This window comes from Variovorax sp. GW458-11-26-14-LB1, from assembly GCF_059423965.1.
This window is the reverse complement of record NZ_JBWKYW010000014.1, coordinates 1-16,331: the sequence shown is the minus strand read 5'-3', so window position 1 is coordinate 16,331 and position 16,331 is coordinate 1. Positions and strand designations below refer to the sequence as shown.

Sequence of the window (16,331 nt, the reverse complement as noted above, 5' to 3'; positions counted from 1 at the left end):
TGTCACTTGGCGAGTGACTCATCGACAATGAGCTCGCCTCCTTCAGGTGCATCCCAGATCCTCACATTGCCCTTGATGCCGCTCATCGCGTCGCGGCTCATTTCCACCCGTCGAGTGATCGATTCATCATTGATTTCCAGCGGAAATATCTTGGTCTTCGGCCCTTCGACGATCTTGTCCTGCGCGTTCAATTTCCACTGCTTGCGCTGATCCGGCGTGCCAGTCACTTCAAACCCGAGTTCGTATTTCACCAGCTCACGCAACTGAACCGGGATGAACAGGCGCGTCCATGCTTCGTATGTGTCCGTGGGAACGTTCACCAGGATCGGGGCCATGCCAACCGAGCGTCCTTGCAAAGTCGTCTTGATTCCCGCATAGAAATCGACGCGAACACCCAGCAAGACCTTGTTGAGTTCATTCTGTTCCCTCTGCAGATTTCCCCACTTGTCACTGGCTTCGCCCCAGATGCTTCGCTTCACCCATTCGACAGTGGGCGCATCGTTCAGCAACATGGCGATGAAACCCGCAATCAAGCCCAGCCCGAGAAGCAGCAATCCCCACCCCGTCCAGGACAAGCCCCAACCGGCCGCCACGGTTCCCGTGATCCAGCCTGCAGTTCCGGCCACGTACATTCCACCGGCGATGGCTGCACCGACAAAGAACAGGCTTTGGGCAAGGTACAGGGCCGATGCATCGGAATCTCCTTTTTCTTTTTCATTTCTGTGCCGCAAGAAGGCACTCACAGCGTCGAATAGAAGCGATATCGCCGACGCGCTCCCCGCCACCAATTTCAATCCCAGCGCCGACGCCGTCTTGCCGAGTTGCTTCGCGTACGCCTCGCTGATTTCCAGCAGCGCGCCGGTCACGCCCAGCCCCGTCGTCAGCAAGGTGATGCTGGCGTAGGTGCGCTCTTCCTGCGTACCCGTCTCGAGCGTGTGCCAGGTCTTGCTGATGGACAGCACCTGCAGCAGCGCGCCGGCCGCGGAAAACGTCGCACTGCCCTGCTTGAATACGGCCATGCTCTCGCGCATGACGTCCGAGCCCGTCTTGCCGACCCGGCGAGCGAAATCGGCCACGGCGTCGGCCGACGCACCGGCCGCTGCCCGCGCGTCCGAGCCGGCCTTGGCCCCGGCCGCAGTGGCCGCATCCACCGCCCCCGGCGCGGCGGCGGCACCCTGGCGCACGGCGACGTAGACGTCGATCAGCGCGTTGGCCGTGCCCGGCCTGCCGCCGACGTTGAACCACATGGCGCCGCCCAGGACCAGGCTCTTGACCTGCTTGCTGTCTGCCGCATCGGCAGCGCGCTGCGCCAGGCCCCGCACCAGCCCCATCTGCTGGCGCCAGTAGGCGGCCGCCTTGTCCAGCGAGATGCTGAATTTGTGCACGGTCACGCCCGCGGCCTTGCCCAGCGTGTTGGTGATCGATTCGGTCAGTGCCTGCAACTTGTCGCGCAGCGGCGCCGGCAGTTGCTGGAGCTTGTCCAGCGCCATGGAGGTGGCGCCCACGACGGTCAGGGTCAGATGGCCATAGGTGGACGCCAGGTTCTTCAGCAGCGGCAATTGCTGGGCGAGCCAGCGTATCTCGGGCACGGCACGCAGCAACGCCTTGTCGCCGGCCGGCAAGGGCGTGCCGGCGGCGACCGCTTTCTCGATTTCCTCGATCAGCTTGAAGAGGTTCTTGATTTCCTTGTGGACCTTGGTGGGTTTGAAGGCCTCCTGGAAACTCTCGAAAGCCGACTTCTGGTTGCCCAGCAACGACCGCACCAGCAATGCCTCCTTGTCGTTGGGGTCCTTGAGCAGGAAGTCCTTGAACCACTCGGTGCCCTTGTCGGTGATCGGCCCGCCATGGGTGCACATGCCCACCGCGGCGGCGTAGAAGATGCCGTCACTGGGTGTCGCCTCGTCGAAGTCGAAGCCGGTGATCAGCTTGCGTTGCTCGGACTGCAGCCAGACCTGGTAGTCCAGCTCCAGACGTTCGAGGCGTTGGCGGTCTTCCTTGATCTTGGTCTGGTAGCTGCCCAGGAAGGTGCGGTGGGCGGGTTTGCGCTTGCCCCCCGTGACCCCGTCCAGAATGTCTTCTTTCAGGCTGGTGGCCTGCTCATCGATCTTCGAGGCGCTGGGAAACGAAATGATGCCGCGCCCAGGCACAACGTAGCGGCCACTGCCGTTGGCACGGTAGTTGTTGTATGTGTACTTGGGTTCCAGGGTGGCTTCGGGCGGGAGCTTGCCTGCCGCCTTCATGTCCTTGAACTCCTTTTCGCCGACCTCCTTGCCATTCAGGCCGGCGTACTGCGGATCGGTCAATGGCGCCTTGCGCGCCTGCGCCTGCTCGTCGGCCCGCTTGAGAAGCCCTTCGATGGTCAGCGCCGTTTGCAGCTTCTGGTAGCCGGACGTCTGCGTGATGACCCATTCGGCGGCATCGTTGCACAGGGTGATGCGACGCTGGGCGGTTTCCGCGGTCGCACCGATCGGGTCGATCAGGCCGACGATCATGACATCGTTGGGCGAGTAGGGCTTCTTCTTGCTGGCCTGGTTGCCGGCGGCCAGGATTCGCTGGGCCTCCGTATGCAGGGTGCCGGCCGTTTCCGGGCGCGTGTGGGCCACGCCCGGCTTTCCGGAACCGGGCAGCGGTGCAAACGGGTTGCCGCGAAGCGCCGATGCAGGGCGGCCGGGATCGTAGTCGGCCACCGCGGTCTGCACCAGCTTGTCGGTCAACGGCAGGGATTGGCTGCACGATGCGTCGGGCGCATCGATCTTGGTCATTCGCTTGCGACGCAGCGTCTTGTCGTTCCCGTACAGATGCCGAACCTCCGGGCTCCAGAGATGGTCGCTGTAGGCCACCCAGACCTTGCCGGCGTTCTTGGCGTCCTGGATCACGAACAGCATCGCGCTGGCGTACGCGGCGGTGCGACTGCAGGAAAAGGCCTCTTCGTCCTTGCCCGAGGCCGAGCCTTCGAGAGGGTGCGGGGTGAGGTAGCCACCTTCATGCACCTTGAAGGCTTCCCAGCCGCGTTGGCTCTTCAGGGTCGGGGTGTGCGACTTCTCGTAGTAGGCAATGACATAACCGGGGCGCAGCGTTCTGGCGACATGCCCCGACGTTGGCAATTGCGGCGCCGGGATCTTGGAATCCATCAGCACCCGGGTCGTTCCGCTGCGCGCCGCGTTCTCGGCATACGCCTTGTCGGCCACACCAGGACGCACCAGAAGCACCGGGAGGCCGGCTTTCTCGCAGGCCGGGCAACCTCCTGTCGCGCAGGCGGGCGTGTTGGCGGCCGCCTTGTTCGCCGCCGCCGAGTAGGAATTGAGGGCCATGGTGCTAGCCAAGGTGTTCTCCCTGTGCAGTCTGTTGGATGGAGGCCGGTGCGAACGCCGGGTCGAGCTCGGCCCGGATGGCGTCCCAGCCTTGAGGGTCGGGAATGTCGTCGAGCGCCTCGGCGAGCGATGCATCGCCTCCGATGGCACGCGCGATGGCCGTGCGCACGGTCGGGTGTGTCGTCAGCTCGGGGTGGATCTGCAGGACGTAGGCGCCCAGCAGGACCCGGTCCTGTCGATTGACCACGCCTGCGGCAATGACCGCATCTGCGGCCCGCGACGCCTGCTGCAGGTGGTCGGCCGGCAGCACGCCGGCAAAGCGCTGCCAGCCCCGCAGGAGGTCGTGCACCGTTTCGCTCTTGAGCGCATGGTTCCATTGCGCCGTGCTGAACCGGGCCGACGCCGGGTCTGGACTGGCATCGGACTGGAAAAGCACCAGCTGCGTGCACCTGTCGAGGCTGTACCAGCGTTGCACCGGGCCGAGAAGGCTAGCCTGCTGTGCCGGCGTGAGTACAGGCCACATCCACTGCATGACCCTGCGATCGGCCCAGCGGATGAGCTGCGAACTGCGTTGCCCCCAGAACCCACCTTGCATGACGCGTGCAAGGTGGCGAACCAGCGCGTCCACTGGCGCGGCAGTCAACAGCCATCCGCCGAGCGCGAACCCCTGCGTGCGCTCGGAGTCTGGATCGGCCTGTTCATCTGCTGCCTGTGCCAAGCTGGCTTCGAGCAGCCGCGTGTCATGCGGATGCAGATGGATCAGGCGGGGAAGTTGCCTGTCCTTGAGCAGCGGATGGTGAACGGGGACAGGCCATGTCTGGCGCGACTCCGCTTCCAGCCACTCGGCGGGAAAGGGCTCGCGCAGCATCGGGTCGATCAGCACGTAGGCCGAGAGCGTCTCGTCCTCCTGCAATGATTCACCCAGTTGCCTGGCAAGGCGTTCAAACATGGGTGGCTGCCTCACAAGGCGACGGCGCCGCTGGCCGCGGCGTCGTCTTGTTTGGGACAGGGTTGCAGGTCACTGCCGGAGAGCGAGTTGCTGCTGCTGTCCCCTTGCGGCCCCACGAAGTTATGCATCCCCCTGAACGTCACCTTCCCCGGCGCATGGATCTTGATGCTCGATCCTTCCAGCCTGATGTACGCCCCCGCGCTGGTCAGCAGCACGTGCTTGGGTGCTTCCACGGCCACGTCCTTCGCCGTGCTGGCGATCGTCACCTTCTTGTCCGCCGCGATCTTCGTGGCGCCGGTCTGGCTCTGAAGGCTCACCTTGCCGCTGGCCGCATGCAGCGCGATGCCACGCTCCTGGTTCGGCTCGCCGCCTTCCCCGGCCTTCGCGCCCACCGTGTACAGGCTCACCCCCTTGGCCACGCTCAGGGCGATCTGCCCTTGCGCGGGCAGGTCGACATCCTGGCTCGCGACGATCGCGGTGTGCTGCCCGCTCACGGCGATCACTTCCTTCGGCGTGACGAAGCCGATGCCCATCGGCGCGCTGAACTGCAGATGAGGCTCGCTGTACGCGGTGACGCTGCCGTGGCCGCCTTCGGTGGCCTTGATCTCGCCGCCGCCTGAACCACCGTTGCTGCCCGATGCCGCAGCGCCACCTTCCTGCTTCGCCTCCAACACCTCGGCCACATGCTTCAGCGCGGCGATCGCCGGCAGCTCGCCCGGAGCACCTTCGCCCTTGATCTGCGCCTCCTGCGTCTGCGCACTCTGGGCGAGTGAGGTGGCGAGTTCTTCCGCCTGTTTCGTCTGCTGCTGCGCTTCGCGACTCGCCATGAACGCGCCCTTGGCGTTCGGCTGCGCATACGCGCTCACGAGCAGGCCCGCGCCGGCGCGGATGGCGCCATGCGCGGTGGTCGCCAGTTCGGCGCCGTGGCCGCGGCCCTTGCCGCGCGCGTTGTCGTCCTGCTGCTTGTGGTGGCCCAGGTGCAGGCGGCTGCTGGCCTGGGTGGTGGCCAGGCTGGTGCTGCCCTGGCCGGGGGTGTCGTCGAAGACGAGCTGGTTGTAGCCCCCGTCGCCGCTCTGGCTGGCGCTCAGCTCCTGGGTCTTGATGCCGCTGAAGACGGCGTTGTGCGCGTGCTCCTTGGCGCCCTTGCCTTCGCCGGCGAACCACGCGGGCGCGTTGCCGGTGGACTGGGCGGCGCCCGCCGGTTTCTGGTTGTGCTGGGCGTCGACCTGGCCGGCGCCGTTGTACAGCGCGGCGACGACCACGGGGCGGTCGATGTCGCCGTGGTGGAACTCGACGAGCACTTCCTGGCCCACGCGCGGCAGGCTCATCTGGCCCCAGTTGTCGCCGGCGGCGCTGGCGGCCACGCGCACCCAGGCGCCGAGGCGGTCGGCGGCGGGCGCGTTGTCCTGGCCGTCGGTGCGCGACTGGCGCGCGCTCGACGCACTGCCGCGCTGCCAGTGGAACTGCACCTTGATGCGGTGGTCGCGGTCGGTGTGCACAGGCGCATCGGCGCCGCCCACGCCGATGACGATGGCGCTCTGGCTGCCGTGCACGCTGGGCTTGGGGTGGATGCGCTGGCCGTGGCCGTCCAGGCTCAGCGGCCGGTAGGGGATGGCCGCGCGCACGGTGGTGAATTCGTTGCGGTAGTGGGTGACGGCGTCTGCGGTCGTATCGCCGTTGCCGCTGTCGAACACGGTCGCGATGTCGGGCAGGCCCAGCCGCTCGCCGATGCCGGTCTTCAGGTCTTCGTCGAAGTTGTTGCGCGCGATGTGGCGCACGGCCAGCACGGCGAAGCGGCGGTCCTGTTCGCTGTCCTTGTCGTGCTGTTCATGGCCACTCAGGGTGAAGGTGGTGGCGGGCGCCAGGGTGCGCACGGCGCTGCAGCCTTCGAAGCGCTTGTTGCGCAGCTCCAGCGCCTGCAGGGCGTTGGCGAGCAGGCGCTCGCCCTGCGCGGAGGTCTCCCAGCCGTAGGCGCCGGGGTCGTCGCTCCAGTGCAGGGTGCGCTGGCCCGCGGCGCGGCTTTGCTGTTGCACGGGGCGTGCATTCACGCTCTTGTAGTCCCAGCTCTGCTGCGCGAGGCTGTTGGTCTGCAGCTGGCGATGGCCGCGCCACTGCTGGATGGTGTCTTCGCGCTCGCTGGCATCGGCGCGGTGGAAACGAATGGTGGGCTGGGCATTGGCGCGGAAGGCGCCGTTGTGGTCGGCGATGACGAGGGTGTGGCTGCCCAGTGCTCCGTCCTTGCCCGTGGCGTGTTCGAACCAGTAGCAAAGGCCCTCTTCAGCGAGCAGCCGCGCGACGAAGTCGAAGTCGCTTTCCTGGTACTGGGTGGTGATGCCGCGCACGGGGTAGATGTCACGCTGGGCGATCTCCCAGCGCCACTGCGGCGCGAGCTGGCCCTGGCTCTGGTAGCGACCGAACACGGCATCGACGATGTCGAACACGTTCTGGTGCTGGAACAGGCAGCTGTCCTGGCGGTAGCGCAGGAAGGCCATCCAGGGCTCGATGACGAGCCGGTAGCGCGCCATGCCGCCGTTGCTCGACACGCACTCGGCCTCGCTCACATGGCCATGGAAGGGGCGCAGCTCGGTGCGGCTTTGCGCGGTCTGCAGATCGAGCCGCACGCCCTGGCCGATGAGGGCCTTGAGCTCGATGTGCGCGTCGTCGCTCAGCGCGGTGAGCTCGAAGCGAAAGCCGCCGCCGTCGATGCACTCCACGCCGTCCAGGCGCTCGGCCAACAGCTTGTTCTCGCCCAGCGGCGTGTGCAGCACCAGCAGGCGATCGCGCTGCGTGGTGCCCGCGCGCATGAGGCCGCCGAGCGAGGCCGATGTGAAGGTCGTCGTCATTGTTTTTGTTCTCCCGTGGGCACGCGCGGCGGCGGCGCCTAGGTGATCCGGTAGCGGAACTCGCCGCCCTTGCCGCAACTGGCCTTGATCTTGGCCAGCGGCGTCTCGTCGGCCATGCGCGTGAGCACGGCCTCGGCAATCTCGGGCAGCAAGGTGCCGTTGAGGATGTGGTCGACGTTGCGCGCGCCCGAGTCGACCTCGGTGCAGCGCGCCAGCACAGCCTCGACCAGCGCGTCGTCCCACTCGAACACGGCCTTGTGGTTGGTCGCGATGCGGTCGCGGATGCGGCCCAGCTTGAGCGCGATGATCTGCTCGAGCACCGCATCGGTGATCGGATAGAACGGCGCCACCTTCATGCGGCCCAGGAAGGCCGGCTTGAAGGCCTTCATGAGCACGGGGCGCAGCGCCTCGGCCAGCGCGTCGGGCGCGGGGCGCTCGTCGTCGGCCTTGTTGAGGCAGGCCTGCATGATCTGCGACGAACCGATGTTCGAGGTCAGGATGATCAGCGTGTTGCGGAAGTCGATCTCGCGGCCTTCGGCGTCGTCCATCATGCCCTTGTCGAACACCTGGAAGAACATCTCGAGCACGTCGGGGTGGGCCTTCTCGACCTCGTCGAGCAGCACCACGCTGTAAGGCTGGCGGCGCACGGCCTCGGTGAGCACGCCGCCTTCGCCATAGCCCACGTAACCGGGCGGCGAACCCTTCAGTCCCGAGACGCTGTGCGCCTCCTGGTACTCGCTCATGTTGATGGTGATGAGCTTCTTCTCGCCGCCGTACAGGATGTCGGCCAGCGCGAGCGCGGTCTCGGTCTTGCCCACGCCCGAGGGGCCGACGAACATGAACACGCCGCGCGGCTTGTTGGGGTCTTCCAGGCGCGCGCTCGCGGTGCGCACGCGCTGGGCCACGGCGGCGAGCGCGTGGTCCTGGCCGATCACGCGCTCGGCGAGCAACGTGTCGAGGCTGCGCACGGTCTTGATCTCGTCCTTGACCATGCGGCCCAGTGGCACGCCGGTCCAGGCCGAGACGATCTCGGCGACGACGTGACCGTCGACCTGCAGCGGCACCATCGGCGTGGTGCCTTGCAGTGCGCGCAGTTCGGCGAGCAGGGCATCGAGTTCGTCGCGCGCAGGGTCGGCGGTGGCCGCAGTTTTCTTGCGGCTGGCGGCGCGGACCGGGGCCTTCTCCGCCACAGCGGGTGCGGCTTCGGGCTGCGCAGCCGATTCGTCGCGTTGCGCACGCAGCGCACGGATGCGTTCGACCAGCGCGTTCTCTTCGGCCAGGCGCTGCTGGCTCGCGGCCAGCTCGGCCTGCAGTGCGCTCTTCTTTTCCGCCAGTTCGGCCAGGCGCGCTTCATGGCGTCCGCCGGCCGCGGTGTCGCGCACCAGCGCGGCGCTCTCGGCCTCGATGCGTTCGAGGCCGCGGTTCGCTTCCTCGATCAACGCCGGCGTTGCGCTCTGGCCCAGCGCGACTTTCGCGCAGGCCGTGTCGAGCACGCTCACCGCCTTGTCTGGCAGTTGCCGTCCGCTGATGTAGCGGTGCGACAGGCGCACAGCCTCGGTGATGGCTTCGTCGAGCACGCGGATGTTGAAGTGCTTCTCCATCAGCGGCACCATGCCGCGCAGCATGGCGGCGGCCAGCGTCTCGCTGGGCTCCTCGACCTTCACGACCTGGAAGCGCCGCGCGAGCGCCGCGTCCTTCTCGAAGTACTTCTTGTACTCGCCCCAGGTGGTGGCGGCGATGGTGCGCAGCTCGCCGCGCGCGAGCGCCGGCTTGAGCAGGTTGGCCGCATCGCTCTGCCCGGCCTGGCCGCCCGCGCCGATCATGGTGTGGGCTTCGTCGATGAACAGCACGATCGGGTGCGGGCTCTTCTTCACTTCGGCGATCACGTTCTTCAGGCGGTTCTCGAACTCGCCCTTCACGCTGGCACCTGCCTGCAAGAGGCCCATGTCCAGCGTGTGCAGCGCCACGGCGCGCAGCGACTCGGGCACGTCCTGCGCCGCGATGCGCAGTGCCAGCCCTTCGACCACGGCCGTCTTGCCGACGCCGGCCTCGCCCGTGAGGATGGGGTTGTTCTGGCGCCGGCGCATCAGGATGTCGATGACCTGGCGGATCTCGGTGTCGCGGCCGATGACGGGGTCGAGCGCGCCGTCTTTCGCGCGCTGCGTGAGGTTGGTGGTGAACTGGTCGAGCGCGGGCGTCTTGCCCGGAACGCCCGCGGCCAGCGGGTCGGCCGCCGGTTGCTGCGCGTCGCCCTCGGCGGCCGCGCCCGAAGCGCCGGCCTCGGCCGCTTCGCTCGAGCCGTCGGTGAGCTTGTCGAAGTCGTGCTTCAGGTCTTCGAGGCGGATCTTGGCGAAGAGCGGCGAGCCGCGCTGCGCGAGCTGCGCGAGGTCGGGCTGGGTCAGCAGCGCGAGCAGCAGGTGGCCCGAGCGGATCTGCGCCGCGTGCGCGTCGAGCGAGGCCAGCAGCCATGCCTGCTGGAACAGCTGCTGCAGGTGCTGCGAGAACACGGGCGTGCGCGTGTTGCCGTTCTTGAAGGTCTGGATCTCGCGCTCCAGGTCCGACTGGATCGCGGTGGCGCTGATGCGGTTGGCGTGCAGCACGCGTGCGAGGTCGTTGTCGGTCTGCTCCAGCAGCGCCAGGAACAGGTGCTCCAGGTCGACCTCGTAGTGGCCGTGGGCCAGGCACAGGTTGGCGGCGCGCTGCGTGGCCATGCGGGCGCTGGCGTTGAGCTTGGTGATCAGTGTCTTCAGCGAGGTGCTCATGAGCGGTGGTGTTCTTCTGTCGGTCGTGTTCGTTGAAAGGTCACTGCAGGGGCTGAAGCTCGTACTGCGTGTCGCTGCGGTCGCCCTCGGCCTCGCGGGTGGTGATGAAGCTGTCCCATCCGAGGTGGCTGCCGCCGCTGTCGCTGAGCTGCACTGCGGCCACTTCTTCGCGCGCCAGGATCAGGCGCACTTCGTATTCGCAGGTCACGCCGGCCAGCAGCGCCAGCATCTTTTCGAGCGCCTTCGCATGCGCGCGGCCCGGAAAGAACTCGCGCAGCGCGCCGCGCTTGAGCGGGCCGATCCACAGGCGGATGCGCAGGTCGCGCTGCCAGATGCGTTCACCCGCCATCGCGTTCTGGCCCAGGCTCACGTTGCCCTCGCCCAGCCTGGAGCGCTGCTGCACGGGCATGTCGTACCACTTGCCCAGGAACTGCTCGATGCGGATGTGGCTGCGGAAGTAGTCGGACAGCACGCGCTGCAGGTACGCCGCCGACATCGGCCGGTGGCGCACCGCGGCGGCGTAGCCGGCCACGGTCTCGTCGAACACGGTGCCCGTGCCGTCAGTCAGCGGATCGCGCTGGGCCGTGTGCTCCAGCCCGGCCATCGACAGCAGCACCGGCAGGTAGGCGCGGCTGCGCTCGTGCTCGTAGTGCAGCGGCAGGCGGTACTTGCGCCAGGCCGCATAGAAGAGCGCGGCGGCGCGGTTGCTGAACACGTCGAGAAAGGCGCGCGCCGAGCTGTCGCGCAGATGCTGCTCGCGGCGCATCAGCATCTCGGTGTAGACGATGGGCAACGCACCCGACACGCCCAGCATGCCGAAAGACGCGGGCGTGAGTTCGATGCGGCTCAGGCCGTGCTCGTCCTCATGCGGCAGCGGCGGCTCGCACAGCTGCGCGCCCGACATCAGCTCGCCCACGGCGTCGCGCACCGCCAGCGCCTCGATCTCGCTGGGCGGGAAGTTCAGGCTCGTGGAGCTGCGAAAGCGCACCCAGCGCGGCACCATGCGCTCGCCGGGCACCAGGCGCTGGTGCACGTCGCGCTCCTGCCGCTTGAGCAGCATGAGCTCGATCAGCCGCACCGCCTGGAAAAACTCGAAGCGGTAGGGTTCGCGCAGCAGCCTTTCGGCTACAGGAGGATCGATTCGCCGCTGCGGGGCTTGCATCGCACCAGCTCCTCCTTGTCGCGCGCCGAAACGATCACCAGCTGGGTGAAGCTGTTCAGGTGCACATAGAGACCGAAGAAATGGTCCATCACGCGGGCAAAGGCCTGCAGGCTGCTGCCCACGAAGCCGGTCTCGTCGACCGTGAGCTTGAGCTCGATGCCGCGCACGAAGGTCGCGAAGGGCTTGCCCGGCAACCACTGGGTGGTGGCCTGCTGCTCGATCGCAGTGATGGCCTCGATCTGCCGCGCCGACACGGCCGAGCGGCCCAGGTCGTACAGCCGCAGCATTTCCTTCAACGCCGGCAGCCCGCTGGTGGCCAGCGACAGGTGGTTGAGCGACAGGTGCGACACCAGCCGCCACTGCACGCCCTTGCCGCGCGGCATGCGCAGCGTCTGCGTCGGGCGGCGCAGCATGCGGATCGAGCGCGCCACCGAGTTGCCCTCGATGAACAGGTCGCCGCCGGGCAGGCCGAAGGCCAGCGAGTGCGGCAGGTCGCGGTTGGTGCAGGTGAGGTCGATGCTCAGCGTTTCGGTCTGCGGCAGCGAGGGCTGGAAGTCGATGTCCACGATCGAGAGCTCGGTCTCGTAGCCCGGGCTGCGCTGCGCCACGAGCTCGTTGCGCCGCGCGAACCAGTAGTGCTCGGCCTCCTTCGGGTGCTCGCCGTGGTGCAGCGAGTAGAAGGGCCGGAACTCGATGTACGCGTCGCCCTCGGCGGTCTGCTTCACGAGCTTGACCGAGTCGATGCTGTAGACCTCGAAGCCGAAGGCACGGCGCGCATCGGCCACCACCGGGTAGGCGGCCGCGGCATGCGTGACGCGAATGGGGTCGCTGCGCTGCTTGAAGAGGTTGATGACGGGCGTGCAGCCCAGGCGCAGGTTGCGGCTGGACACGCCCTCGAGCAGCCGCGCCGTGGGTGAATCGGCGCGCACGCCGGTCATCACCAGGTGCAGCGTGATCGAGCGGCACGAGCCGATGTGGCGCAGCGCGTTCGCCAGGTCGATGTCGACGAAGTTGAACTTCTCGGGGAACGCGAAGTACTCGCTGAGCAGGCGATAGGCCGGGTGCGAGCGCGCCGGCAGCTCGATGAGCGCATCGGCCTCCTCGAAGCCGACCGGGTGCAGCGCCTCGCCCTGCACCAGCGTCCACTTGCCGCTGCGCTCGGGTTCCACGAAGACGGCGGCCGTCTTCAAAAAGATGGCGTCGGCCAGCGCCGTGGCCAGCGAGGGCTCAGCGTCGATGAAGGTGCGCAGGCGCGCCAACGTGAGCGCCAGGGTGCCGAGCGACTTCTGCTCGCCGGTGGCCTCGAGCGTGACCGACAGGCAGCCCGTGGCGTTGCGCGGCAGCGAGGCCTGCGCAGGCGCATTCACCACCGAGTGGTAGACCACGTTCGACACCTGCACCGCCGCCAGCGTGACGTCGTACACGCTGCGAAAGCGGCAGGCGCCGCCGCGCACCGGCTGCGAGGTGAGCTCGGTGCCGCGCGCGATGGTGACGGGCTTGCTGAGCTTGGCGAGCGCCGCGCCGCCGGCGTCGAACTGCGCGATGGAGCACGACGGAAAGGGCCGCAGGTAGTGCGGGTACATCACCTCGAGCAGCGCTTCGGTGAGCTCGGGGTAGTCGTCGTCGAGCTTCTTGCTGATGCGGGCCGTGAGCAACGCGAACGACTGGATCATGCGTTCGACGTGCGGGTCTTCGCTGGCGTCGGCCGAGATGGCCAGGCGCGCGGCGATCTTCGGGTAGCCCTTGGCGAACTCCTGCGAGTAGCCGCGCAGGAAGGCCAGCTCGCGTTCGTAGAAGGGCAGCAACTCGTCCATGGTGGGCGTCGGGGTCCGGCGTGGCGCTAGGCGTACCGGCTCTTGCCGGTGCCGCGGGTGATGGAGTACTGCAGCGTCGTGGGCTGCAGCATGGCGTCGAAGTTCACCGGCTCGGCCAGCTCCGGCAGCACGAGCAGGGCGGTGATTCCGAAATAGAGCATGTGGGTGCTGGCCTGGCCGTCGACCTCGAGCGACACCGAGACATCGCGCAGGCGCGACTCGTGGCGCGCGATGGCCTGCTCCAGCGAGCGGCAGATGAACGAACGGTCGTAGTGGCTGGCCAGGCTCAGGCCCGAGAAATCGCTCAGGCCGTAGGTCATGACAGAACGCCGGCACTCGGGGTAGGCCTGGAGCTTGGCGTCGTCGAAGACCATGCGCGTGTTGAGCAGGGATTCGAGGTCGCGTGCGACCACGTTCTTGACCTCGTCAAGCGACAAATGCCGCAGCACCGGCGAAGCCGGCCCGCGCCAGTCGTCATCGAAGAGCTTGTCGAGCAGGCCCGGTTCGAATCCTGTCATGGGTCACTCCCTGTCTCTCGCGTCGGACAACGGGCACGGCGCCGCACGAGGGGCGCGGCGCCAAAAAGAAACCGCGGCCTGCGCCGCGGTCGTCATTGCCCGACTGGCGTCAGACCGAGTAGGTCTTGTCGTTCTTCGTGAGGCTCCAGGCGCCTTGCGAGTTGCCGCCCTGGTTGCCGCCGATCTTCTGCTGCGTGTACTTCCACTGCACGGCGGCGTACTTCAGCGAGAAGGTCTCGCTCGGCACGCTGGCCACGTCGGTGCTCACGACCTTCGGGTTCACGCTGGCGATCAGCACGTACTTGAGCTTGATCTCCATGTACTGCACGCGCTTGCCTTCGCCGTCGGCACGGTAGAACTGCACCGTGACTTCGTCGAAGGTGGTGCCGCCCGACGCGTGCTGGTACAGCAGCGGGCTGACGACGTCCATGTCCTTCGTGAAGATCATCTCGCCGTGCTCGCAGCGCTCGGCGGTGTGGCCGCCGGCGGTCGACGCGGTGGCCGAGCGCGGTTGCACGATGCTGTGCTGCCACGAGCTGACTTCGATCCAGTCCTTGTGGTCCTTGTCCTGCGACTCGCCGTTGATGGCCGGGCTGCCGAACTTGACGTAGATATCTTTCATGTTTCTTCCCCTTCTTGATTGATTGATTACTGACAGTTAACGTGTTGCAGCACGGCCCCTCGGCCGCGCACCCGATCTGCCTCCTTACTTATTCACTGACTTCGGCAGATCGGCGACCAAGCGCAGTGAAATAGACAGTTCATCCAGCTGGAAGTGCGGGCGCAGGAACGCGACCGCGCGGTACACGCCGGGCCGCCCGGGCACTTCGCCGACCTGGATGGCGGCTTCGCGCAGCGGGAACTGGGCCTTCTGTTCCTGCGTCGCGTTGTCGTCGAGCAGCACGTACTGCGCGATCCAGCGGTTCAGGAACTGTTCGACGTTGTGCGCCGAGGCAAAGCTGCCGATCTTGTCGCGCATCATGGCCTTGAGGTAGTGCGCGATGCGCGACACCGAGAAGATGTACTGCAGCTGCGCCGAGAGCACCGCGTTGGCGTTGGCGCTGTCGGTGTTGTACTTCTTGGCCTTCTGCAACGACTGCGCGCCGAAGAACGCCGCGTAGTCGGAGTTCTTGCAGTGCACGAGCGGAATGAAGCCCAGGTCGCTGAGCTCCTTTTCGCGCCGGTCGGTGATGGCAATCTCGGTCGGGCACTTCAGGGCGATCTCGCCTTCGTCGGTCTTGAAGGTGTGCGTGGGCAGGTCTTCGACCAGGCCACCACCTTCGACACCGCGGATGGCCGCGCACCAGCCGAAGTCGTCGAACGCGGCCGTCAGGCGCGTGGCGAAGGCCCAGGCGGCGTTGCACCAGAGGTACTTGGCGTGGTCGGTGCCGTCGACGTCTTCGACGAAGTTGAAGCTGTCGACCACCGTGCCTTCGCGCGGGTGGTAGGGCAGGCGCCCGAGGAAGCGCGGCAGCGTGAGGCCGACGTAGCGCGAGTCTTCCGAATCGCGGAACGACTTCCACTTGGCGTATTCGACGGTGTCGAACACCTTGGCCATGTCGCGCGGCTTGCCCAGGTCGGCAAAGCTTTCCAGGCCCAGCAGCTCGGGCGAGGCCGCGCCGATGAAGGGCGCGTGGGCGGCGGCCGCCACGTGCGCCATCTGGTCCAGGAAGTACATGTCTTCGGGCTGGCGCGTGACGTCGAAGTCGCCCACCAGCGCGCCGAACGGCGCACCGCCGAAGGTGCCGAACTCTTCTTCGTAGACCTTCTTGAACATCGCACTCTGGTCGAACTCGACGGCGGCCTTGAAGTCGCGGATCAGGTCGCGCTTGGTGGCGTTGATGACCTTGATCTTGAGCATGGTGCCGGTCGGCGTTTCCTTGACCAGGTACTCCAGGCCGCGCCAGGTGCTCTCCAGCTTCTGGAACTCGGGCGCGTGCATCACGGCGCTGAGCTGGGCGGAGATGAGCGCGTCGAGGTCGGCCACGCGCGCGTCGATCATGGCCGACACGTTGTCGGAGACGATCACCGAGCCTTCGAGGACCTGGCTGACGAGTTCGCCGATGAGGTCCTTGGTGCGCGTGTGTTCCACGTCGGACTTGGCGACCTTGCTCTTCTCGACGATCTGGTCGAGCAGGTCGACCGTGGCCTCGGACGAAGCGGCACCGCTCGATGCCGAAAGTGCTTGCGCGGTCATGTTCAGCTTTCGTCCTTCTTGCCGGCGCTCTGTCCCAGGCGCTGGAGTTGCTCGGTGTTGTTCAGCACGTCGGCCAGCAGGTCTTCGAGCTTGCTGTTGCCGGCCATCTTGTTGCGCAGGTCGGCCAGCTTGGTGCGCGCGTCGAGCAGGCGCTTGAGCGGCTCGATCTGCTCGACGACGGCTTCGGGCGAGAAGGCGTCCATCGAGTTGAAGGTGAGGTCGACACCGAAGCTGCCGCCTCGCCCGTCCAGCTTGTTCGGCACCTGGAAGGCGGCACGCGGGGCCACGCCCTTCATGACGTCGTCCATGTTGTCGCGGTCGATGTTGACGAACTTGCGGTCCTTGAGCTTGGGCTGCTCGACCTCGGACTGGCCCGCCAGGTCGGCGATCACGCCGACGACGAAAGGCAATTCCTTTTTCTCGATGGCGTCACCGAGTTCCACGTCGTACGTGAGTTGCACGCGCGGCGGGCGCACTTTTTGGAGACGCTTCTGCACGCTCTGTCTTTTGGTCGCCATAAGCTTCAATACCTTCGCAATAGGACTGAGAAACGAATTAAAAAGTTGTACGACCCATTTCCAGATCGCACGCCCATTCGTTAATACATTGGTTTAAAAACCAATTCAAAAACCGGACAATTACTTGAGCGCGTCAAATGGATTGCCGCCACCCGCGCGCGGGGCAGGCGCGGCAGGTGCCGGGCGCGGCGCGGCGACCGGGGCGGGCCGTGCGGCGGCGACCGGGGTCGGCGCGGCAGCCGATGACGACGAGGGCG

10 protein-coding genes are annotated in these 16,331 nt (G+C 66.8%); all 10 read right to left on the bottom strand.

Features of this window, described 5'->3' with window-relative positions; translation table 11 throughout:
- Nucleotides 1-2: 2 nt before the first annotated feature.
- The gene (locus AC07YS_RS11745; RefSeq protein WP_495267991.1) at nt 3-3,323 is read right to left on the bottom strand and encodes a T6SS effector BTH_I2691 family protein; all 3,321 of its coding nucleotides are present in this window, start codon (nt 3,321-3,323) and stop codon (nt 3-5) included.
- Nucleotides 3,316-4,260, bottom strand: coding sequence for a DUF4123 domain-containing protein (locus AC07YS_RS11740; protein WP_495267992.1), 945 nt, complete (start codon nt 4,258-4,260; stop codon nt 3,316-3,318). The genes AC07YS_RS11745 and AC07YS_RS11740 overlap by 8 nt, the downstream gene beginning before the upstream one ends.
- An 11-nt stretch (nt 4,261-4,271) precedes the next feature.
- Complete coding sequence (locus AC07YS_RS11735; RefSeq protein WP_495267993.1) at nt 4,272-7,103, bottom strand: type VI secretion system Vgr family protein; 2,832 nt, start codon at nt 7,101-7,103, stop codon at nt 4,272-4,274.
- Nucleotides 7,104-7,141: 38 nt separating this feature from the next.
- Nucleotides 7,142-9,865, bottom strand: a complete 2,724-nt coding sequence (gene tssH, locus AC07YS_RS11730; protein ID WP_495267994.1) for a type VI secretion system ATPase TssH — start codon at nt 9,863-9,865, stop codon at nt 7,142-7,144.
- Nucleotides 9,866-9,905: 40 nt separating this feature from the next.
- On the bottom strand, nt 9,906-11,027 hold the full coding sequence (gene tssG / locus AC07YS_RS11725) for a type VI secretion system baseplate subunit TssG (protein WP_495267995.1): 1,122 nt from the start codon (nt 11,025-11,027) through the stop codon (nt 9,906-9,908).
- On the bottom strand, nt 10,991-12,841 hold the full coding sequence (tssF, locus tag AC07YS_RS11720; protein ID WP_070062961.1) for a type VI secretion system baseplate subunit TssF: 1,851 nt from the start codon (nt 12,839-12,841) through the stop codon (nt 10,991-10,993). The genes tssG and tssF overlap by 37 nt, the downstream gene beginning before the upstream one ends.
- A 26-nt stretch (nt 12,842-12,867) precedes the next feature.
- Entirely contained in the window at nt 12,868-13,359 is a 492-nt protein-coding gene (gene tssE, locus AC07YS_RS11715) for a type VI secretion system baseplate subunit TssE (RefSeq protein WP_062474770.1), read from the bottom strand.
- A 109-nt stretch (nt 13,360-13,468) separates the two neighbouring features.
- Nucleotides 13,469-13,981: an Hcp family type VI secretion system effector gene (locus AC07YS_RS11710; RefSeq protein WP_062474768.1), complete on the bottom strand. Its 513-nt coding sequence runs from the start codon at nt 13,979-13,981 to the stop codon at nt 13,469-13,471.
- Nucleotides 13,982-14,065: 84 nt separating this feature from the next.
- Nucleotides 14,066-15,556 (bottom strand): type VI secretion system contractile sheath large subunit, encoded by a 1,491-nt coding sequence (tssC, locus tag AC07YS_RS11705; protein ID WP_095747207.1) that lies wholly within the window; start codon nt 15,554-15,556, stop codon nt 14,066-14,068.
- A gap of 2 nt (nt 15,557-15,558) precedes the next feature.
- Nucleotides 15,559-16,074 (bottom strand): type VI secretion system contractile sheath small subunit, encoded by a 516-nt coding sequence (gene tssB / locus AC07YS_RS11700; protein WP_070062960.1) that lies wholly within the window; start codon nt 16,072-16,074, stop codon nt 15,559-15,561.
- Nucleotides 16,075-16,331 lie beyond the last annotated feature (257 nt).